Annotated in this window: 20 protein-coding genes; 14 read left to right on the forward strand and 6 right to left on the reverse strand. The window is 74.1% G+C overall.

Annotated elements, in window-relative coordinates; translation table 11 throughout:
• The first annotated feature begins 369 nt into the window (after positions 1-369).
• The gene (locus tag ACYVDO_RS12545) at positions 370-1113 is read left to right on the forward strand and encodes an HU family DNA-binding protein (protein ID WP_460936326.1); all 744 of its coding nucleotides are present in this window, start codon (positions 370-372) and stop codon (positions 1111-1113) included.
• A 70-nt stretch (positions 1114-1183) separates the two neighbouring features.
• Entirely contained in the window at positions 1184-2515 is a 1332-nt protein-coding gene (gene murA, locus ACYVDO_RS12550; RefSeq protein WP_460936328.1) for a UDP-N-acetylglucosamine 1-carboxyvinyltransferase, read from the forward strand.
• A gap of 34 nt (positions 2516-2549) precedes the next feature.
• Here the strand turns inward: murA and cofC are convergent, their stop codons facing one another.
• Positions 2550-3407, reverse strand: a complete 858-nt coding sequence (gene cofC, locus ACYVDO_RS12555) for a 2-phospho-L-lactate guanylyltransferase (protein ID WP_460936330.1) — start codon at positions 3405-3407, stop codon at positions 2550-2552.
• Positions 3408-3502: 95 nt separating this feature from the next.
• Between cofC and ACYVDO_RS12560 the strand changes: the two genes are divergently transcribed.
• On the forward strand, positions 3503-4264 hold the full coding sequence (locus ACYVDO_RS12560; protein WP_460936332.1) for a lysophospholipid acyltransferase family protein: 762 nt from the start codon (positions 3503-3505) through the stop codon (positions 4262-4264).
• Entirely contained in the window at positions 4261-5259 is a 999-nt protein-coding gene (locus ACYVDO_RS12565; RefSeq protein ID WP_460936334.1) for an NAD(P)H-dependent glycerol-3-phosphate dehydrogenase, read from the forward strand. The genes ACYVDO_RS12560 and ACYVDO_RS12565 overlap by 4 nt, the downstream gene beginning before the upstream one ends.
• Positions 5260-5277: 18 nt before the next feature.
• On the opposite strand, the gene ACYVDO_RS12570 is transcribed toward ACYVDO_RS12565, so the two are convergent.
• On the reverse strand, positions 5278-6402 hold the full coding sequence (locus ACYVDO_RS12570) for a trans-sulfuration enzyme family protein (RefSeq protein WP_460936336.1): 1125 nt from the start codon (positions 6400-6402) through the stop codon (positions 5278-5280).
• A 54-nt stretch (positions 6403-6456) separates the two neighbouring features.
• On the opposite strand from ACYVDO_RS12570, the gene ACYVDO_RS12575 reads away from it, so the two are divergent.
• Positions 6457-7605 (forward strand): D-alanine--D-alanine ligase family protein, encoded by a 1149-nt coding sequence (locus tag ACYVDO_RS12575; RefSeq protein ID WP_460936426.1) that lies wholly within the window; start codon positions 6457-6459, stop codon positions 7603-7605.
• A 156-nt stretch (positions 7606-7761) separates the two neighbouring features.
• On the opposite strand, the gene ACYVDO_RS12580 is transcribed toward ACYVDO_RS12575, so the two are convergent.
• Together ACYVDO_RS12580 and ACYVDO_RS12585 are read right to left on the reverse strand one after the other, a co-directional pair.
• Positions 7762-8211: a DUF3515 family protein gene (locus tag ACYVDO_RS12580; protein WP_460936338.1), complete on the reverse strand. Its 450-nt coding sequence runs from the start codon at positions 8209-8211 to the stop codon at positions 7762-7764.
• Between the two features lie 25 nt (positions 8212-8236).
• Entirely contained in the window at positions 8237-8470 is a 234-nt protein-coding gene (locus ACYVDO_RS12585) for an Lrp/AsnC family transcriptional regulator (protein ID WP_310155252.1), read from the reverse strand.
• Positions 8471-8612: 142 nt separating this feature from the next.
• Here ACYVDO_RS12585 and thiL point away from each other — a divergent pair, with 142 nt between their 5' ends.
• Positions 8613-9632: a thiamine-phosphate kinase gene (gene thiL / locus ACYVDO_RS12590; protein ID WP_460936341.1), complete on the forward strand. Its 1020-nt coding sequence runs from the start codon at positions 8613-8615 to the stop codon at positions 9630-9632.
• A 71-nt stretch (positions 9633-9703) separates the two neighbouring features.
• Here the strand turns inward: thiL and rpmB are convergent, their stop codons facing one another.
• Positions 9704-9898: a 50S ribosomal protein L28 gene (rpmB, locus tag ACYVDO_RS12595; RefSeq protein ID WP_056922510.1), complete on the reverse strand. Its 195-nt coding sequence runs from the start codon at positions 9896-9898 to the stop codon at positions 9704-9706.
• A gap of 177 nt (positions 9899-10075) precedes the next feature.
• Here rpmB and ACYVDO_RS12600 point away from each other — a divergent pair, with 177 nt between their 5' ends.
• From ACYVDO_RS12600 to rsmD, 4 genes are all read left to right on the forward strand, one after another.
• Entirely contained in the window at positions 10076-11770 is a 1695-nt protein-coding gene (locus ACYVDO_RS12600; protein ID WP_460936343.1) for a DAK2 domain-containing protein, read from the forward strand.
• Between the two features lie 2 nt (positions 11771-11772).
• The gene (locus tag ACYVDO_RS12605) at positions 11773-13947 is read left to right on the forward strand and encodes an ATP-dependent DNA helicase RecG (protein ID WP_460936345.1); all 2175 of its coding nucleotides are present in this window, start codon (positions 11773-11775) and stop codon (positions 13945-13947) included.
• A gap of 199 nt (positions 13948-14146) precedes the next feature.
• The gene (locus tag ACYVDO_RS12610; RefSeq protein WP_460936347.1) at positions 14147-14902 is read left to right on the forward strand and encodes an alpha/beta fold hydrolase; all 756 of its coding nucleotides are present in this window, start codon (positions 14147-14149) and stop codon (positions 14900-14902) included.
• A gap of 29 nt (positions 14903-14931) precedes the next feature.
• Complete coding sequence (gene rsmD, locus ACYVDO_RS12615; protein ID WP_460936350.1) at positions 14932-15507, forward strand: 16S rRNA (guanine(966)-N(2))-methyltransferase RsmD; 576 nt, start codon at positions 14932-14934, stop codon at positions 15505-15507.
• A 78-nt stretch (positions 15508-15585) separates the two neighbouring features.
• On the opposite strand, the gene ACYVDO_RS12620 is transcribed toward rsmD, so the two are convergent.
• Positions 15586-15891 carry a hypothetical protein gene (locus tag ACYVDO_RS12620; protein WP_460936352.1) on the reverse strand — a complete coding sequence of 102 codons (306 nt, stop codon included), beginning with the start codon at positions 15889-15891 and terminating at the stop codon, positions 15586-15588.
• A 144-nt stretch (positions 15892-16035) separates the two neighbouring features.
• On the opposite strand from ACYVDO_RS12620, the gene ACYVDO_RS12625 reads away from it, so the two are divergent.
• The 4 genes from ACYVDO_RS12625 (at position 16036) to ACYVDO_RS12640 (ending at position 19870) form a co-directional block, all read left to right on the forward strand.
• Positions 16036-16599, forward strand: a complete 564-nt coding sequence (locus tag ACYVDO_RS12625) for a hemerythrin domain-containing protein (RefSeq protein WP_460936354.1) — start codon at positions 16036-16038, stop codon at positions 16597-16599.
• A gap of 19 nt (positions 16600-16618) precedes the next feature.
• On the forward strand, positions 16619-17116 hold the full coding sequence (gene coaD / locus ACYVDO_RS12630) for a pantetheine-phosphate adenylyltransferase (RefSeq protein ID WP_460936356.1): 498 nt from the start codon (positions 16619-16621) through the stop codon (positions 17114-17116).
• Positions 17113-19233: an acyltransferase family protein gene (locus ACYVDO_RS12635; protein ID WP_460936358.1), complete on the forward strand. Its 2121-nt coding sequence runs from the start codon at positions 17113-17115 to the stop codon at positions 19231-19233. Before coaD ends, ACYVDO_RS12635 begins: the two co-directional genes overlap by 4 nt.
• 64 nt (positions 19234-19297) lie before the next feature.
• The gene (locus ACYVDO_RS12640; RefSeq protein ID WP_460936360.1) at positions 19298-19870 is read left to right on the forward strand and encodes a YceD family protein; all 573 of its coding nucleotides are present in this window, start codon (positions 19298-19300) and stop codon (positions 19868-19870) included.

A 19870-nucleotide genomic window follows, 5' to 3' on the forward strand; every position in this document is an offset into this window, starting at 1 on the left:
TGTTGCACCAAGAATCCCGGGCAGATTCCTGCCGTCGCCCGACAGCCCCTCGCCGTCCCGGTGGGGGGGGCGGGCCCTGCTGCCTGGTGCGACCATTCTTCGCCGCGGATTGCGTTGGCGCCCAGCGGTTTTCGCCTCCCCGGACGTGGTGTGACCTGAGCAGGGAATGCTTCCCCGAGCGGGTCCGGTGGCCCCCGAAGTGCCTCATCAGGGCCCGCAATCCGTTGCGACACAATGGATCAGGCCCTTGACATGGTGGACTCGGACCCTCAACGGCCCTAACGTCAGACCCACGTCGGGCAGCGGCTCGACCGCCCAACCTGTCGGGCCAAGGGGGTCCGGCGTCACCAACCCTGTGGAGGGGAAGACGTGAACAAGGCAGAACTGATCAAGGAGCTCGAGTCGCGGCTCGGCAGCCGGAAGGCCGCCAGCGAAGCGCTGACCGCTGTCGTCGACGTGATCATCCGTGAGGTCGCCAAGGGCGGCAGCGTCGCGATCACCGGCTTCGGAACGTTCGAGCAGGCGGCCCGTGCCGCGCGGACGGGGCGCAACCCGCGCACCGGCGCCACCGTGAAGATCAAGAAGACCGTGGTCCCGAAGTTCCGGGCGGGCTCGGCGTTCAAGGACGTCGTCAAGAACCCGCGTTCGCTGCCGAAGGCCGCTGTCGCCGGGGCTCGCGCCGCCGGCACCGCCACCAAGGCCGCAGCGTCGGGAGCGAAGAAGGCGGCCCCGGCGAAGAAGGCCACCGCGACGAAGTCGACGGCGGCGAAGTCCACCGCCGCCAAGAAGACCACCGCGACGAAGTCGACGGCGGTGAAGACGTCCACAGCCACCAGGGCGGCGTCGGCGAAGAAGGCGACCCCGGCGAAGAAGACCACGGCCGCGAAGTCGACGGCTGCGAAGAAGACGACGGCGACCAAGGCGGCGTCGGCGAAGAAGGCGACCCCGGCCAAGAAGACCACGGCCGCGAAGTCGACGGCCGCGAAGAAGACGACGGCGACCAAGGCAGCGTCGGCGAAGAAGGCGACCCCGGCCAAGAAGGCCACCGCCAGGACCGCCACGAAGTCCACGGCAAAGAAGACCACGGCCAAGCGGACGGCCAAGAAGGCCTGACCGCAGGGACGACACGGCGGCCGGCACCCTCGGGGTGCCGGCCGCCGTCGTCGTTTGGGATGCTTGCGCCATGGCGAACTTCCTTCGGGTCGACGGCGGTGCACCCCTCGTGGGTGACATCGAGGTGCGCGGTGCCAAGAACCTGGTGTCGAAGGCGATGGTCGCCGCCCTGCTGGCGGAGGACCGGTGCCGTCTGCGCGGCGTCCCCGAGATCTCCGACGTCAAGATCGTGTCGGGGCTGCTCGAGCTGCACGGCGTCAAGATCGACTCGACCGACCGCGACGGCGAGCTGCTACTGGATCCCACCAACGTGGAGCAGGCCCACGTCGCCGACATCGACGCCCACGCGGGCACCTCCCGGGTCCCCGTCCTGCTCTGCGGGCCCCTGCTGCATCGTCTCGGCGAGGCGTTCATCCCCGACCTGGGTGGCTGCCGCATCGGGGACCGGCCGATCAACTACCACCTCGACGTGCTCCGCCAGTTCGGCGCCGACGTCCAGAAGCGCCCCGAGGGACTGCGGCTCACCGCCCCCAACGGCCTGCACGGCACCCGCATCCAGCTGCCGTACCCGAGCGTCGGCGCCACCGAGCAGGTGCTGCTGACGGCGGTGCGGGCCAACGGCGTCACCGAGCTGCGCAACGCGGCCGTGGAACCCGAGATCCTCGACCTCATCGCCGTGCTGCAGAAGATGGGCGCGATCATCAGCGTCGAGACCGACCGCGTGATCAGGGTCGAGGGCGTCGACCGGCTGGCTGGCTACGACCACCTCGCCATCCCCGACCGGATCGAGGCGGGGTCCTGGGCCTGCGCGGCGCTCGCGACCAAGGGCGACATCTACGTCCGGGGCGCCCAGCAACAGGCGATGATGCCGTTCCTCAACGTGTTCCGAAAGATCGGTGGCGCGTTCGACATCGACGACGAGGGCATCCGCTTCTGGCACGCGGGCGACACGCTGCAGTCACTCGTGCTGGAGACCGACGTGCACCCGGGCTTCATGACCGACTGGCAGCAGCCGCTCGTCGTCGCCCTGACCCAGACCACGGGCCTGTCGATCGTGCACGAGACGGTGTACGAGAACCGGCTGGGCTTCACCGAGGCGCTGGCGGAGATGGGTGCCGTCATCCAGCTCTACCGCGAGTGCCTGGGCGGGTCGCCGTGCCGGTTCGGGCGGGCCAACTTCCGTCACAGCGCGGTCGTCTCCGGCCCGACGCCGCTGCGGGGCGCCGAGATCACGGTCCCGGACCTGCGCGGCGGCTTCAGCTACCTCATCGCGGCGCTGGCCGCGGAGGGGCAGTCGACGGTGCACGGCATCGACCTGATCTACCGCGGCTACGAGCGGTTCGGCGACAAGCTGGACGCGCTCGGCGCACACTACGAGGTCGGCGGCCCCAAGGTCGCCTGACCCGCCGGGACGCGGGCCTGGAGGACCAGGAGGGTCAGCCGATCCTCTGGTCGTCGCCGATGCCGAGGATCCACAACCGGGTCACCGGTCCGCCGGACCCGGCGAGGTCGATGCTGACCCGCTGCCCGGGGCGCAGGTGCCGCAGGGCGCTCGCCGCGAACACCTCCGGCGGGAAGCTGACCTCGCGGCCGTCGTCGAGCAGGGCCGACCCCGCGCCGCTCTGCTCGTCGAAGGTGTGGACACTGGCCTGCACGGGCCCAGCGTAGCCACGCCCCGCCAGGGCGGACTCCGTGGCGGGACCGACGCCCAGGGCGAGCGCCACGCGCAGCGCGCCGTCGTCGTCGACGTCCTGGCGCAGCCGGGGCAGGTCGAGGTCGAGCCGGACGTGCCCGGCGGCCTCGTGGCGGGCCGCCGATCCCTCGCCGAAGGCCGGCACGAGGTCGGCCCCCGGCTGTGCGGTGAGCAGGACGGTGCCCGCGCCGTCGGCATCGGGGACCACCGCACGCGGGTGGTGCGACGCGGACGACAGGGCGGCGCGCAGGTCCTCCGGCCGCAGGCACGGCAGGTCGCCGAGCAGCACCCCGACGGCGGCGCTGGGGTCCGCGGCCAGCGCCGCGTCCCTGCCGGCGCGGGCGGCGGCGTCGAGGCCACCACCCGGGTCGGGCACGACGACAGCACCGAGGCCGGCTGCGATCGCCCCCACGTGCGCGTCCGCGGTGACGACGTGGACGGTGCCACGCGGCATACCGGCGACGCACGCGGCGAGGCAGTCGGTGGCGAGGGCGGTCGCGAGGGCGGCGCGGTCGACCCCGCCCGGCGGGTGCAGGCGGGTCTTGGCGGCGGGCCCACCCTTCACGGGCACGACGAGCCGCCAGGGCGGGGATCCGGTCATCACGGCGATCGTCCCAGTGCCCGCGAGGCCGCTCGACACCGACCCCTCGACCAGCGAGGATGCTCAGGCACACCCCCACCGGAGATGGAGAGCACGTGGCCGCCCGCAGCCGTGACCCGCTGCCGTTCGCCTACCGAGCCGTCGTCGCGATCCTGCGGCCGCTGCTCATGGTGCTGACCCGGCGCGACTGGCACGGCGCCGAGAACCTCCCTCGGGAGGGTGGCTTCGTCGCGACCCCGAACCACCTGTCGTACACCGACCCGCTCATCTTCGCCCACTACATGCACGACAACGGGCGACCGGCGTTCTTCCTCGGCAAGGAGGGGGTCTTCCGGGTCCCGGTCGTCGGCGCGATCCTGCGGGGCGCCCAGCAGATCCCGGTCTACCGCAACACCGGCAAGGCCGCCGACGCCTTCCGCGCGGCCGTCGCGGCCGTGCAGGAGGGCAAGGCGGTCGGCGTCTACCCCGAGGGCACCCTGACCCGTGACCCCGACCTCTGGCCGATGGTCGGCAAGACCGGGGCCGCGCGCATCGCCCTGGCCACCCGGTGCCCCGTCATCCCGGTCGCGCAGTGGGGGCCGCAGGAGCTGCTGGCGCCGTACGGCCGGAAGCTGCGGCTGCTGCCGCGCAAGACGATGCACGTCACCGCGGGGCCGCCGGTCGACCTCGCCGACCTCTACGACCAGCCGGTGACCGCAGCCCTCCTGCGTGAGGCGACGTCGCGGATCATGGCCGCCCTGACCGTGCAGCTCGAGCAGCTCCGCGGCGAGCAGGCGCCCACCGAGCGGTTCGACTCGCGCACGCACGGGCTGCCCGAGACCGGCAACTTCCGTCGCTCCCAGCGGGGTGGTCGGTGAGCACCGCAGCGGTCTTCGGCACGGGCAGCTGGGGCACGGCGTATGCCGCGGTGCTCGCCGACGGGGGCACCCCGGTCCGCATGTGGGGCCGGCGCCAGGAGGCCGTCGACCAGGTCAACGGCGGCTGCAACGCCGACTACCTGCCCCAGCTGAGGCTGCCGTCCACCGTGACGGCGACCACCGACCCGGCCGAGGCGGTGCACGGCGCCGACATCGTGGTGCTCGCCGTCCCGTCCCAGACCCTGCGGGCCAACCTCGGCACGTGGGGGCACGTCCTCGCCGACGCCAAGGCGGTCGTCTCGCTGATGAAGGGCGTCGAGCTCGGCACCACCAAGCGGATGAGCGAGGTGATCCACGAGGCCGGTGGGGTCCCGCAGGACCGCATCGTCGTCGTCTCCGGACCCAACCTGGCCCCCGAGATCGCCAAGAAGCAGCCCGCGGCCAGCGTCGTGGCCTGCGTCGACGAGGCGGTCGCCGACATGGTGGCCCGCGCGTCGAACCCGCCCTACTTCCGCCCGTACACCAACACCGACGTCGTGGGCACCGAGATCAGCGGGGCGGTAAAGAACGTCATCGCGCTCGCGGTCGGCATGGCCGAGGGACTGGGCATGGGCGACAACTCCAAGGCCTCGATCATCACCCGCGGCCTGGCCGAGACGACACGCCTGGGGCTGGCGCTCGGGGCCGACGTGATGACCTTCGCCGGCCTGGCCGGGGTCGGCGACCTCATCGCCACGTGCATGTCGCCGCTGTCGCGCAACCACACGTTCGGGGTCAACCTCGGCAAGGGGATGTCCGTCGCCGAGGTCGTCGCGGTCACCAGGCAGACGGCCGAGGGCGTGAAGTCCTGCGAGTCGATCCTGCAGCTCGCCCAGGAGCACGACGTGCGGGTGCCGATCATCGAGCAGGTGGTGGCCGTGGTGCACGACGGGCGGTCGCCCAAGGACGTCGTCGGCGCGCTCATGCAGCGCGAGCTCAAGAACGAGACCGACTGACTCCGGCGAACCGCCGCGTCAGGCGTGGCGGAGGGCCTGGTCGAGGTCGCGCCAGAGGTCCTCGACGTCCTCGATGCCGACCGAGAGGCGCAGGAGGTTCTCGGGGGTGGTCTCGGGCTCGAGGACGTGTCGGCGGCGGCGCTCGACCTGGGACTCGACGCCCCCGAGGCTGGTCGAGTGGCTCCAGAGGTCCACGGCGGCGGTGACGCGCTCGGCGGCCACGGGGCCACCGGCGACCTCGACCGAGACCATCGCGCCGAAGCCGGGGTAGCGGACCCGCTCCACCGACGCGTGGCCGGCGAGCCGCTCGGCCAGCACCGCGGCGTTCGCGGTGGCCCGCTCGAGGCGGATGTGGAGGGTGCGCAGGCCGCGTAGGGCGAGCCAGGTCTCCATCGGCCCGGCGATGCCGCCGCCGAGGAGGCGGTGGTGCGCGAGCCGGTCGCGCAGGGCGGTGCCGGCCTCGGTGGGTGCGGTGACGGTCGCGCCGAGGATGAGGTCGCTGTGCCCGCTGAGGTACTTCGTGACGGAGTGCACCACGACGTCGACGCCGAACGACAGCGGCTGCTGGCCGAGGGGTGTGGCGAAGGTGTTGTCGCACACCGACAGGACGCCGCGATCCCGGGCGGCGGCGGCGATGGCGGGCAGGTCGGCCACCTCCAGCAGTGGGTTGCTCGGGGACTCCAGCCACACCAGCGCGGCACCGTCAAGGGCTGCCACGACGGCCGCGGTGTCGGTGAGGTCGACCCAGCGGACCTCGTGGCTGCCGTCGAGCTCGGCGTCGCGCAGGGAGGCGACGGTGCCGTTGTAGGCGGTCTGGGACGCGACGACCGGGCTGCCGTGCGGAGCCAGCGACAGGGCCGCGCTCACCGCGGCCATGCCGGAGGCGAAGACGAGCGCGTCGCCGCCCTCGAGGCTGCCGAGCGCCTCCTCGAAGGCGGACCAGGTCGGGTTCCCGCCGCGGGCGTACCCCTGCTCGCCGCCGGCGACGTAGGTCGACGAGAGCTCGAGCGGGGGGCTGACCCCCGCGCCCGGACCCCGCGCGGGGCGCCCCAGCGCGACGACGCGGGAGGCGGGGGAGAGGTCGTCGTGGGCGGCGTCCTGCGCCCCGGACTCGGGCACGTCGGGCAGGTCGTGGGAGGTCACGCGGCCAGCGTAGGCGTGGGGTGCGGCGGGTGACGGCGGGGGCCACCGGGCGGGATACGCTCGTCCGCGATGAGCACCGACCAGCCCACGCCCCGCAAGCCGCGCGTCGCCATCGTCTTCGGCGGCCGCTCCTCGGAGCACGCGGTCTCGTGCGCCACCGCGGCCGGCGTCATGCGCGCGATCGACCGCGACGCGTACGACGTCATCCCGATCGGCATCTCCCGTGAGGGCCACTGGGTGCTCTCCGACGGCGACCCCTCCCGGCTCGAGCTCACCGCCACGACCACCCCCGAGGTGGCCCGCGACAGCGGCGCCGGCGTCGTCGTGCCGCTGGCGACGACCAACCGCACGCTGACGACGTTCGAGGCGCAGGAGATCCCGCGCGACCTGGGCGAGGTCGACGTGGTCTTCCCGCTGCTGCACGGGCCGTTCGGCGAGGACGGCACCATCCAGGGCATGCTCGAGATGGCCGACATCCGCTACGTCGGGTCGGGCGTCCTCGCCTCGGCCGCCGGAATGGACAAGCACTACATGAAGGTGCTGTTCGCGGGGGCCGGGCTGCCGGTCGGTCCGTACGTCGTGGTCACCGACGTGCAGTGGCGCCGCGACAAGGCGGCCGCCATGGAGGCGGTGGCGGCGCTGAAGTACCCCGTCTTCGTCAAGCCGGCCCGGGCCGGCTCGAGCATGGGCATCTCCAAGGTCTCGGACCCCGAGGCGCTCGAGGGCGCCATCGAGGTCGCCCGCCAGCACGACCGCAAGGTCGTCGTCGAGCAGGGGATCGTGGGCCGCGAGATCGAGTGCGCGGTGCTCCAGGGGCGCGGCACCGACGGCCCGCGGGTCTCGCACGTCGGCGAGATCGCGGTGACCGTCGAGGGCGGGCACGAGTTCTACGACTTCGAGGCGAAGTACCTCGACGAGGGGGCGGTGCTGTCGTGCCCGGCGGACGTGCCCGACACCGTTGCCAAGGAGGTGCAGCGGCTGGCTGCCGCCGCGTTCGAGGCGCTCGGGTGCGAGGGGCTGGCCCGGGTCGACTGCTTCTACACCGATGCCGGTGACGTCGTCGTCAACGAGATCAACACCATGCCGGGGTTCACCCCGCACTCGATGTACCCGCAGATGTGGGAGGCGACCGGGCTGTCCTACCGCGACCTCATCGACGAGCTGATCCAGCTGGCCCTGCAGCGTCCGGTCGGTCTGCGCTAGCCCCTCGCCCCTCGCCCCTCGCCCCTCGCCCCTCGCCCCTCGCCGATCCGCGAGGCTGCCGACTTGTTGCCTCCTCGTGGTCACCGGGACGCCGATCCAGGTCCTGCGTGACCACCTGCTGGCAACAAGTCGGCAGAAGGGGTTGGGGGCGGCTCCTCAGGTGCAGTGGCGGCCGTTCGGGGGGAGGGCTCTCGCGGCGGGGACGAAGGCCGGCAGGAGGAGGGGCTCGGGGGCGTAGGCGTTCGGCACGAGCACCTCGATGGCGGGGTCTCGACCGAAGGTCGTGAAGCGGGCGCCGTCGGAGAGGCGCTCCACGACCCAGTCGACACCGTCGACCTCGAGGCACTCGGCGGTCGTCGGGCCGAGCGCGGGCAGGCCGCAGCGGGCGACGACGGCCGGGTCGCCCCAGGCGCGGGTCCGGGCCGACGCGGGGGAGGTGTCCACGCGGTCGTGGCCGGCCACCCGCTGCGGCCACACCCGCGAGGCGGCATCGCAGCCGCTGCCGGTGTAGTCGGGGACGGCCACCTCGACGCCGCGGGGCACCACGGCATACACGACAGCGCCGGCCGTCCCGAGGATCAGGAGGCCGGCGGCTGCGAGGAGCACGCGCCGACGCGCGGCGCGGCGCACGTCAGACGTGGACGACGGTGCAGGTCAGGGTGCGGGTGATGCCTGCGACGTCCTGGATCTTGGCGATGACGAGCTTGCCCAGCTCGTCGACCGTGTTGGCCTCGACGCGGGCGATTACGTCGTAGGGACCGGTGACGTCCTCGGCGAGGACGACCCCGGCGATGCCTGCGATGGCCTCGGCGACCGTCGCAGCCTTGCCGACCTCGGTCTGGATCAGGATGTAGGCCTGGACCACCACGTGACACCTCAGCTTCCTGGGTTGGCCGGGACGGACCGCCCCGAGAGAACCTGCCCGCGGCACGGCGCCGCGGTGACCCAGACGCTACCGTGCCCCTGTCCTGCCCGTCTCCCCAGGCCCGTCACAAGGAGGTCACGCCGTGCCCGACCCCCGGCACACCCTGGCGCAGGTGTCCGAAGGCGCGCTGCTGGCCGAGATCTTCCCGTTCTTCACGGGCGGGCCGGGTATGCCGGTGGGTCCCGGCGACGACGCGGCGGTGCTCGCCACGAGCAACCGGACCGTGGCGACGACGGACACCATGGTCCGCGGCCGCGACTGGGTGGACGAGTGGTCCACCGGGGCCGACGTCGCCGTGAAGTCGCTGACCCAGAACCTCGCCGACGTCGCCGCGATGGGCGGCGTGCCGACGGCGGTGCTCGTCGCGCTGATGGCGGACCCGGCGGTGGAGGTGGCCTGGGTGCTGGACTTCGCGCGGGCGCTGGGCGACGCGGCGGGGCGGGCGGGGGTCGCGGTCGCCGGCGGGGACCTGTCCTCGGCGCCGGCCGGGGTGCTGGCGGTCGCCATCACCGCGCTGGGCGACCTGCCCGGCCGGCCGGTGCTGCGCTCGGGCGCTCGCCCGGGGGACGTCGTCGCCGTCTGCGGCACGCTGGGGCGTTCGGCCGCCGGGCTGGAGCTGCTCCGGGCCGGTGCGCGACCGGGCGAGGCAGTGGCCCGGCCCGCGGCTTGGGCCGACGGCGACAGCGGGGTAGGCGTCGGCGTCGGTGCCGGGTCCGTGGCCGGGGACTGCGTCGCCCACCACCTGCGGCCCGTCGCGCCGCTGGGGGCCGGCCCGCAGGCCGCTGCCGCGGGCGCGACCGCGATGCTCGACGTCTCGGACGGGCTGCTGCGCGACGGCTCCCGGATCGCGGCCGCGAGCGGGGTGCGGCTGGCCCTGGACTCCCGGCTGCTCGCGCCGGACGTGGACGTGCTCGAGGAGGTCGTCGGTGGGCAGGCGCTGGAGTGCGTGCTGGCGGGCGGGGAGGAGCACAGCCTGCTCGCGACGTTCGAGGGGGACCCGCCCGCCGGCTGGCGGGCCCTGGGCCGGGTCGAGGCGGGGGAGGGCGTCACCCTCGACGGCGAGCCGCAGCAGCCGCGCGGGTGGGACCACTTCGCCGGGTAGGCGCCGTCAACGACCGAAGCCGACCTCCCCGTGGGGAGATCGGCTTCGAGTGCGTGTGCCGGGAGGCTGGGTCAGCGCTTGACCTTGCCGGCCTTGAGGCACGAGGTGCAGACATTGAGACGCTTCGGGGTCACACCGGCATCGCCCACCAGAGCCTTCACGCGCTGGATGTTGGGGTTCCAACGACGCTTGGTGCGGCGGTGCGAGTGCGAGATGTTGTGACCGAAGCCCGGTCCCTTGCCGCAGACGTCGCAGTTGGCAGCCACGGGTGTTCTCCTGGTTCGATGCGTACAAAACTCGGGGCGCCCATGATCCACCGCGGGCAGGAGCCAGCGACGGAAGAGGTTCACGGGAACCGGTCAAGCGTAGCCGAGGAGTGGCGCCTCGACCAAAACGGGCCCGATGCACGCCTCGCAGACGGTCCCTGCGGTTAGCCTGCCACCGTGCTCGAGACCCTGACCGCCGCCGACGCCAGGCGGTGGGCCGTGCTCACCCGGGCCGCCTTCGCCGCCCGGCGGGCGGAGATCGACGCCCTCAACGTCTTCCCCGTCCCCGACGGCGACACCGGCACCAACCTCTACCTCACCCTCGACGCGGCCCTCGACGCGGTCCGCACCGAGCACGAGCGGGCCGGAGTCCTCGGGGAAGCCTCCCTCGAGCAGGAGTGCACCGACCTCGCCCACGCCATGCTGCTCACGGCGCGGGGCAACTCCGGGGTCATCCTCAGCCAACTCGTCCGTGGCTTCGCCGAGGCCATCTCCGAGCGCGGTGTGGAGACCGCCGACGCGCCCGTCATGGTGGACGGGCTCGCCCGCGCCAGTGACCGGGCCCGCGCCAGCGTGATGCACCCGGCCGAGGGGACCATCCTCACCGTCGCGCACGCGGCGGCAGCGGCCGGCGCCGAACCGGTGGAGCGCGGCCTGGCCGCTGTCACCGAGGCCGCGCTCGACGCGGCCACCCGGGCCCTCCGGGAGACCACCGAGCAGCTGCCCGTGCTCGCCCGTGCCGGAGTCGTCGACGCCGGAGCCGCGGGGTACGTGCTCATGCTCGAGGCGCTCGCCCGGGTCGTGCACCAGGACGCCGCGCTGGTCGGCGAGCGGGTCGAGCCCTTCACCGAGGACCAGACCCTGCGCCGACGGGAGGAGTGGACCCGGCGCGACGGCGGCATGGTCGAACCGGTCGGCGCCCACGGCGGGTCGTCCACGGGTGACGGCGACCTCGTCGAGGGGGGCCCGGCCTACGAGGTGATGTACCTGCTTCGGGACAGCGACGAGGAGCGGGCTGCCACCCTGCGCACCGCCCTCGACGCCCTCGGGGACTCGCTGCTCGTCGTCGGGGGCCCCGAGCTGTGGAACGTCCACGTCCACGTGGACGACGTCGGCGCCGCGCTCGAGGCGGGGCTCGACGCCGGCCGACCCTTCCGGGTGCGCGTCACCCACTTCGCCGACCAGGCGGCCCGCCGGGAGCGCCATGCCACGGGTGTCGCGGTCGTCGCCTGCGCCGCGGGCCCGGGCCTGGCCACGGTGTTCGAGGCGGCCGGCGCCGTGGTGGTCGCCAGCGGTCCCGGCCGGCGCGCCTCGGCCGGCCAACTGCTCGACGCGGTCCGCGCCACGGGCGCCCCGTCGGTGCTGCTGCTGCCCAACGACCGCGACACCGAGATGGCCGCGCACGCCGCCGCGCGGGCGGCCGAGGCCGACGGGATCGAGGTGCACGTCGTGCGCTCGCGCACCGCGGTCCAGGGACTGGCGGCGATGGCGGTGTGGGAGGCCTCGGCGAGCGCCGCTCGGAACGCCTCGGAAATGGGCCACGCCGCGGCGGCCACCCGGCACGGCGCGGTCGCCGTCGCGAGCAAGGAGGCGCTGACCAGCGCGGGCCCGTGCGCCCCGGGCGACGTGCTGGGGGCGGTCTCGGGGGATGTCGTCGTCGTCGGTGACGACCTCGAGGCGGTGGCGGTCGAGGTCCTGACCCGGCTGCTGTCCAGTGGTGGCGAGATCGTCACCGTCGTGACGGGGGAGGGTGCGCCCGAGGGGCTGGGGGCGGCCCTCGGCGAGCACGCCCGCCGGGCCCAGCGCGACCTCGACGTCCAGGTGATCGAGGGCGGCCAGCCGCACTACCCGCTGCTGCTGGGAGTCGAGTAGGCGTGGTCGACGAGAGCACCGCCCTGCGCTCGGTCGTGTCGAGCGCGGCCCCCAAGCTGGCGGCGGGTCGCGACCTGCACACGGTCGGCGACCTGTTGCGGTTCTGGCCGCGGCGCTACACCAGCTTCGACGCCGACCTCACGAGCCTGCACGAGGGCGAGTACGTCGTGGTGGTCGCCGACGTCCGCGACGCCGTCACCCGCCCCATGCGCAACCGCCGTGGCCGCATCCTCACCGCCACCATCACCGACGGCAGCAACGACATGGAGGTGACCTTCTTCAAGCCCTACGGGCACGAGGGCCGCCTCGTCCCCGGTGCCCGGGCGATCTTCGCCGGCAAGGTCGGTCGCTACGGCCGCACGTGGCAGCTGACCCACCCCGACTACCAGATCCTGCCGCCGGACTCCGACGGCCTCGACGCGCGCCGACGGCTGCTGCCGATCTACCTGCAGGTGCCCAAGGTCCAGAACTGGACCGTCATCGACAGCCTCAACCTCGTCTTCGACCAGCTCGACTCGGTCGTCGACGTCGTCCCGCCCGACCTCGCCGCTGCGCGCGGGCTGCCGTCGCGGCTGGAGGCGCTGCGCGGCATCCACCAGCCCAGCGGCTGGCCGGAGGTGGAGCGGGCGCGCAAGCGGCTGCGCTACGAGGAGGCGCTGGTCCTGCAGACCGTGCTGGCCCAGCGGCGGCACCGGCAGGCGCAGGAGAAGACGCTCGCCCGGCGCCCGCGAGAGGGCGGCCTGCTGGCGGCCTTCGACGCCCGGCTGCCGTTCGAGCTCACGGCCGGGCAGCGCGAGGTGGGGGAGGTGCTCGCCGAGGAGATGGCGCGCGACACCCCGATGCACCGGCTGCTGCAGGGCGAGGTCGGCTCCGGCAAGACGGTCATCGCTCTGCGGGCCATGCTCGCTGCCGTCGACGCGGGAGGCCAGGCTGCGCTGCTCGCGCCCACCGAGGTCCTCGCGGCGCAGCACCACCGGTCGATCACGGCGATGCTGGGTGACCTCGCCGAGGGCGGGATGCTCGGCGGCAGCGACATCGGCACCCGCGTCACCCTGCTGACCGGCTCGCAGTCGACCGCCGCGCGCAAGCAGGCGCTGCTCGACGCGGCCTCCGGCGACGCGGGCATCGTGGTCGGCACGCACGCGCTCATCCAGCAGAACGTCTCGTTCTTCGACCTGGCCCTCGTCGTCGTCGACGAGCAGCACCGGTTCGGCGTGGAGCAGCGAGATGCGTTGCGGGAGAAGGGCGCCCAGCCGCCCCACGTCCTCGTGATGACGGCGACGCCGATCCCGCGCACCGTCGCCATGACGGTGTTCGGCGACCTCGAGACCTCCACCCTGAGCGAGCTGCCCCGGGGCCGGTCCCCGATCGCGACCCACGTCGTGCCCGGCGACAACGCCCGCTGGGTCGAGCGCACCTGGGAGCGCATCGCCGAGGAGGTGCGGGCCGGGCGGCAGGCGTACGTCGTGTGCCCCCGGATCGGTGGCGACGACAAGGGCGTCGAGGACGAGCCGTTCCTGCCCCCGGAGCTGGACGAGGAGGGCAACCCCGTCCCCGCCCCCAGGGAGCTGGCGAGCGTGTATGCCGTGGAGGCCACCCTGCGCGAGACGCCCGCCCTCGCCGGCCTCACGATCGAGGTGCTGCACGGGCGGATGGCGCCCGAGGCCAAGGACGCCGTGATGGCGCGGTTCAACCGCGGGGAGGTCGACCTGCTCGTCTCGACGACCGTCATCGAGGTCGGCGTCGACGTGCCCAACGCCACGGTCATGGTCGTCATGGACGCCGACCGGTTCGGCGTCTCGCAGCTGCACCAGCTGCGCGGGCGCGTCGGCCGGGGGCAGCACGCCGGCCTCTGCCTGCTCATGACCAGCACCGACGCCGAGTCCTCGCTCACCCGGCTGCAGGCCGTCGCCGCCACGACCGACGGGTTCGAGCTGGCCCGGCTCGACCTCGAGCAGCGGCGCGAGGGCGACGTCCTCGGGGCCCGGCAGTCCGGGGGGCGCAACTCCCTGGAGTGGCTCTCGATCCTGCGCGACGAGACCCTGGTCGACCAGGCCCGTGAGGACGCCACGGTGCTCGTCGCCGACGACCCCGAGCTGACGGCCCACCCCGACCTCGCGGCCGCCGTCGCCGAGCAGGTGGACGAGCAGCAGGCGGCCTTCCTCGAGCGCGGCTGACACACCAAGCCGGCTGACGGCGCGCCCTCCCGCCCGGTGACGCTCGTCTGCGCGCACACCTCCGCCCCAGTGAGCATGGATCCGCTCTCTGCGCACCGACACGCTCGTCTGTGCGCAGGTCTGCGGGCGGCGCGGTGTCGGAACCTGCGCGCGGAAATCGCTTCGTGGCAACGGCCCTCGAGGCCCTAGGGTCCGAGCCGTGATCCTCGCCCACGACGTCGACGGTGACGGCCCGGCCGTCCTCCTGCTGCACTCCGGGGTCTGCGACCGCGGGATGTGGGAGCCGCTCCTGCCCGCGCTCACGCCCGGCTACCGGGTGGTGCGCCCCGACCTCCGCGGCTTCGGCGACACCCCGCTGCCGGCTGAGGCGTATGCCGACGCCGACGACCTCGCCGCGCTGCTCGACTCGCTCGGCATCCCCGAGGCCGCGGTCGTGGGCTCGTCCTACGGCGGACGGGTCGCCATGGAGCTCGCCACCAGGCACCCCGCCCGCGTGTCCTCGCTCGTCCTGCTCTGCCCCGCCCACCGTGGGGTCGACCCGGACGAGGAGCTGCGGGCCCTCGGGGCAGAGGAGGACCGCCTGCTCGAGGCCGGCGACGTCGACGGGGCGGTGCAGCTCAACGTGCGCACCTTCCTCGGCCCGGACGCCGACGAGGCGACCGCCGACCGCGTCGCGCGGATGCAGCGCCGGGCGTTCGAGGTGCAGCTGGCGGCCGACGCGCTCGACCCCGGCCCGCAGCCGGAGCGCGTGGAGGTCGACCCGTCGGGTCTGGCCGTCCCGACCCTCGTGGTGTCCGGCGCCCTGGACCTGACCCACTTCCGCGAGGTCGCGGCCGTCCTGGCCGCGCAGGTGCCCGGCGCCGAGCACGTCGAGCTGCCCTGGGCCGGCCACCTGCCCTCGCTCGAGCGCCCGGACGCCGTCGCCGGCCTGCTCCTCGAGGCGCTGCGCCGCTAGCACGGACACGGCGCGCTAGCGTGCGGGTCGTGACGCGCATCATCAGCGGACGGGCCGGCGGACAGCGGCTGGCCACCCCGCAGGGCCAGGGGACCCGTCCCACCAGCGACCGCGTCCGTGAGGCCCTGTTCTCGCGCCTGGAGCACCTCGACGTGCTGCGTGGTGCCCGGGTCCTCGACCTGTATGCCGGGTCCGGCGCCCTCGGTCTCGAGGCGGCGAGCCGCGGGGCCGCGTCGGTCCTGCTCGTCGAGTCGGACCGCGCCGCCGCGGCGGTCGCCCGCCGCAACGTGGCCGCACTCGGCATACCCGGGACCTCGGTGCGGCACGCGACGGTGGCGCGCACGCTGGCCGCCCCGCCCCCCACGGCGTTCACGCTCGTGTTCAGCGACCCGCCGTACGACCTGCCCGAGGAGGCGCTCGCGGGAGACCTCGCCCTGCTGGCCGACCCGGGCTGGCTGGCCCCGGACGCCCTCGTCGTCGTCGAGCGGTCCTCGCGCTCGGCCGAGCCGCGGTGGCCGGGCGGCTGGGAGCCGGAGGGCGAGCGGCGCTACGGCGAGACGACGGTCTGGTTCGCCGGACCACGGCACCCCGAGGGCGCCGCCTGACGGCCACGGGGCCCACGGGTGCGACAAAGGGCCCGACCACCGGAGCGGTCGGACCCTTCGTCGGGCGTTCTGCGCGGCTCAGGCCGTCGGTGCCCCGGCGCCGTCGGCGGGCGCGATGCTGAACTGCACGCTCCCGCCCTCGTCGACGGTGGCGTCGAGCACCTGGTCGCCGAGGGCGACCGCGGCGGTCTCGTCGAGGAAGACCTTGGCCCCGTCGCGCTCCACGACCTCGTCCCCGGGCGCGGCGGCCTCGGCGGTGGTCACGGTCAGCGCGCCGGAGTTGTCGGCCTCCTGGCTGAACCGGAGGCCCGCCTCGTCGGTGGGGAGGTTCTGCTCGACGATGGTCTTGACGATCGTGCTGGCGTTCTCGGTCAGGGTGAGCATGAGCTCTCCTTGCGATGGAGGTCAGGACCTCTCCACCGTGTCGCAGGTCGGCCGAGGGGACAAACCGGGCGTCCGATGGGTGGGATCCCGGTAGCCGCCGGCCCCCGCCGGGCGGCGTCCCCGCAGGTGGGAGAGGGTGTCTCCATGACGCGATACGAGATCCCGCGCCCGATCGAGGGTGACGTGGTGGACCTGATCCTCGACGACCACCGGCTCTTCGAGAGCCTCCTGCGCGAGCTGCGCGACGCCACCGCCGACCGCGAGGCGGCTCGCGCAGCCCTCTCCGCGGTGCTCGTCGCCCACGGCGAGGCCGAGGAGGAGAAGGTCTACACGACCCTGCGCCGCAGGGACGCCATCGACGAGCACGAGGCGGAGCACGGCGAGGAGGAGCACGCCGAGGGCAACGAGGCCCTGCTCGCGCTGCTGGAGTGCAAGGGCACCGACACCCAGAAGTTCGATGACGCCGTCGAGGACCTCGCGACGGCCCTCAACCACCACATCGGCGAGGAGGAGCAGACCATCCTCAACCCGGCCCGCACCGACGTGTCCGAGCGGGTCCGCCAGGACCTCGGCGCGGTCTGGGCGGCCCGTCGCAACGAGCTGCTCGACGAGGACTGCGGGTCGCAGGAGAACGTCCGTCGCATCGTGCAGCGCGCCCACGAGGAGGGCCTGCTGCCGACCGACGACGAGGACGAGGACGACGACTGAGCACTGCTAGCGTGCCCGTGTGACCAGCCCCAGCCCGCGCCGGTGCGTCTGCCCCGGCTCGTACGACCCCGTCACCGCCGGCCACCTCGACGTCATCCGCCGGGCCGCCGCGCTGTGGGACGAGGTCGTCGTCGCCGTGCTGCACAACCCCGCCAAGCACGGCGTGTTCAGCCCGGACGAGCGACGCGAGCTGCTCGCCGACGCCTGTGCCGACCTGCCGGGCGTGCGGGTCGAGGTCTTCGGCGGCCGGCTGCTCGTCGACGTCTGCCGTGACGTGGACGCCGCCACCGTCGTCAAGGGGCTGCGCGGAGACACCGACTTCGCCTACGAGCTGCCGATGGCGCTGATGAACAAGCACCTCACCGGCGTCGAGACGGTCTTCCTGCCGGGCGACCCTGCCTACGGCCACGTCTCGAGCTCGCTGGTCAAGGAGGTCGTGCGCTACGGCGGCGACGTCACCGGGCTCGTGCCCGACCGGGTCCGCGACGCCCTCGTCGACCGGCTGCGGAGGCCGTGACCCTGACCCCGGAACCCTCACGGGCGCACGGCTTCCGGCCCGACATCGAGGGGCTGCGGGCCGTCGCGGTCCTGCTCGTCCTGGCCTACCACGCCGGCCTGCCCGTCCCGCACGGCTTCCTCGGCGTCGACGTCTTCTTCGTCATCTCCGGCTTCCTCATCACGGGCATCCTGCTGCGGGAGCTGGCGAGCACCGGCACCATCTCGTGGGCCCGGTTCGTGGGCCGCCGCATCCGCCGCCTGCTGCCGGCCGCGGTCCTGGTGCTCGTCGTCACGGCCCTCGTGGCCTACGTCGTGGTCCCGGGCCTGCGGCGTCGCGAGGTGGGCTCGGACGTGGCCGGCGCCGCGCTCTACGTCGTCAACTGGGTGCTCGCGCACCGAGCGGTCGACTACCTCGCCGCCGACAGCACGCCGTCGCCGGTCCAGCACTTCTGGTCGCTCGCGGTCGAGGAGCAGTTCTACGTCGTCTGGCCGCTGGCCCTCATCGCCCTCGCGTGGCGCCTGCGGCGGCTGCGCCGCTCGCCCCGCGGTCCGTCACCCGCCGCCGTGGGCGGCCTGCTCGCCGCCATCGCGGTGCCCTCCTTCGCGTGTGCCGCGTGGCTGGGGTCCGTCGACCCGGCCCGCGCCTACTTCGTCACCACGACCCGCGCCTGGGAGCTCGGGGTGGGCGCCGCGCTCGCGGTCTGGCTGCACGCCAAGGGGGAGCGGGGCGCTGCGGCGGCCTCCGGCGCACTGACGCCGACCGGTCGGCGGACGGCGGCAGTCGCCGGCTGGGTCGGACTCGCAGCGGTGCTCGGCAGCGCGTCCTGGCTGCCCGCGCACGCCGTGACCCCCGGGCCGTGGACGCTCGTGCCGACCCTCGGCACCGCCGCAGTCCTGTATGCCGGGTGGGCCGGCCCGGACGCAGGACCCGTCCGCGTGCTGGGCCTGGCGCCCCTGGTCTGGGTCGGCGGCCTGTCGTACTCCCTCTACCTCTGGCACTGGCCCGCCGTCGTCCTCGCCGACTGGGCCGCCGGGGGGCTCGACCCGTGGCTGCGCGTCCTCGTGGTCGCGGCGTCGGTCCTGCCGGCCTGGGCGAGCCACCGGTTCCTCGAGGCGCCGGTGCACCACAGCCGTGCGCTGGCCACCCGCACCCGTCCGGTCCTCGCGCTCGGGTTGGCGCTGTCCGCGGTGGGGGCGCTGGCGGCCCTGCCGCTCGTGCGGGTGCAGTCGCCGTTCCGCACCGCTCCGGTGGCCGGCCCGCGGCCGTCGCTCGACTCCCTCGGCGCGGCCACCCTCGACGTCCCCCCGAGCAGCGACCCCAGCCGGTACGCCGTCGACGACTGGGGGTGGCTCACCCCCGACCCGCAGCTGGCGGGCAAGGACCGGCCGGCCGCCGACGTCGACCACTGCCAGGTGGACCGACGGGCCCGCGAGCCCGTGGCCTGCGTGTTCGGCGACCCCGGCGGGCACCGCACGGTGGCCCTCGTGGGCGACTCCAAGGCCATGCAGTGGCTGCCCGCGGTGCAGGCACTGGCGGTCCGGGGCGGGTGGCGCATCGTGACGTACGGCAAGTCGTCGTGCGCGTTCGCGGAGGGGCACGCGCAGCAGGCGGGGGAGCCGTACTCGGAGTGCGACGCGTGGAACGCCCGGGTCATGCAGCGGCTGCGCCGCGACCCGCCCGACCTGCTGCTGACCTCCGGCTACGCCACACGGGCCTGGGACGGCCGGGCCCCGACCCGGGACGCGCTGGTCGACGGGCTGTCGCGGCGCTGGGCCGAGGTCCGCGCACTCGGGGTGCCGCTGGCCGTCATCGGCGACAACCCGCTGTCGCCCGACGACCTCGACGTCTGCACCGCCCGGCACCCGCACCGGCTCAGCGCCTGCTCGTTCGACCGGGCCCCGGCGGTCGAGGGCAGCGCACTGCCCGTGCAGCGCGACGCGGCGGCAGCGACGGGGGTGCCGCTCGTCGACCTCACGAACTGGATCTGCCCCGCGCAGCGCTGCCCGGTGGCCATCGGTCACGTCACCGTCAACCGCGCCGGCGACCACCTGACAGCCACCTACGTGCGCACGCTGAGCGCCGTGCTCGGGCGGGCGCTGAGGGCGCATTTGGGCGAGCAGGCTGCGCTCCGGTAACCTCGTGCGTCGGTCTGCGTCTCGTCCGGAGCGCGAGCCGAGCCCCTCGACGTCTGCTGGAGCCATGAACCACCTCGACCCTCGCGCGCCCTTGGTCTTCGACGCCAAGAGCCTCGGTCGGCGACCCGGTTCGATGGAGCAGGTCCAGCGCACCGTCGAGACCCCTGCCGACCTCGGCACGGACGTCATCGCGGTGCCGCAGGGCGCCGCGGTCGAGCTGGACCTGCGGCTCGAGTCCGTGGTCGAGGGCGTGCTGGTCACGGGCTCGGCCACCGCCACCGCGACCGGCGCCTGCGTGCGGTGCCTGGACCCCGTCGACGTCCCTGTCGACGTGCGGTTCCAGGAGCTGTTCGCCTACGCCGACCGTGCTGCCCACCACCGCGAGGTGGGGGCGGGCGACGACGAGACCGAGGAGCACACCCTCGAGGGCGACCTGTTCGACCTCGAGCCCGTGCTCCGGGACGCGGTGGTGCCGTCACTGCCGTTCCAGCCGGTGTGCCGGGAGGACTGTCCAGGGCTGTGCTCCGAGTGCGGGGAACGCCTGGCGGACGACCCGGAGCACCACCACGAAGTGATCGACCCGAGGTGGTCAGCGCTCCAGGCGCTGGCTGCCGACACCGAAGAGAAGAGGAACTGA

The sequence above is a fragment of the Phycicoccus ginsengisoli genome, assembly GCF_054779295.1.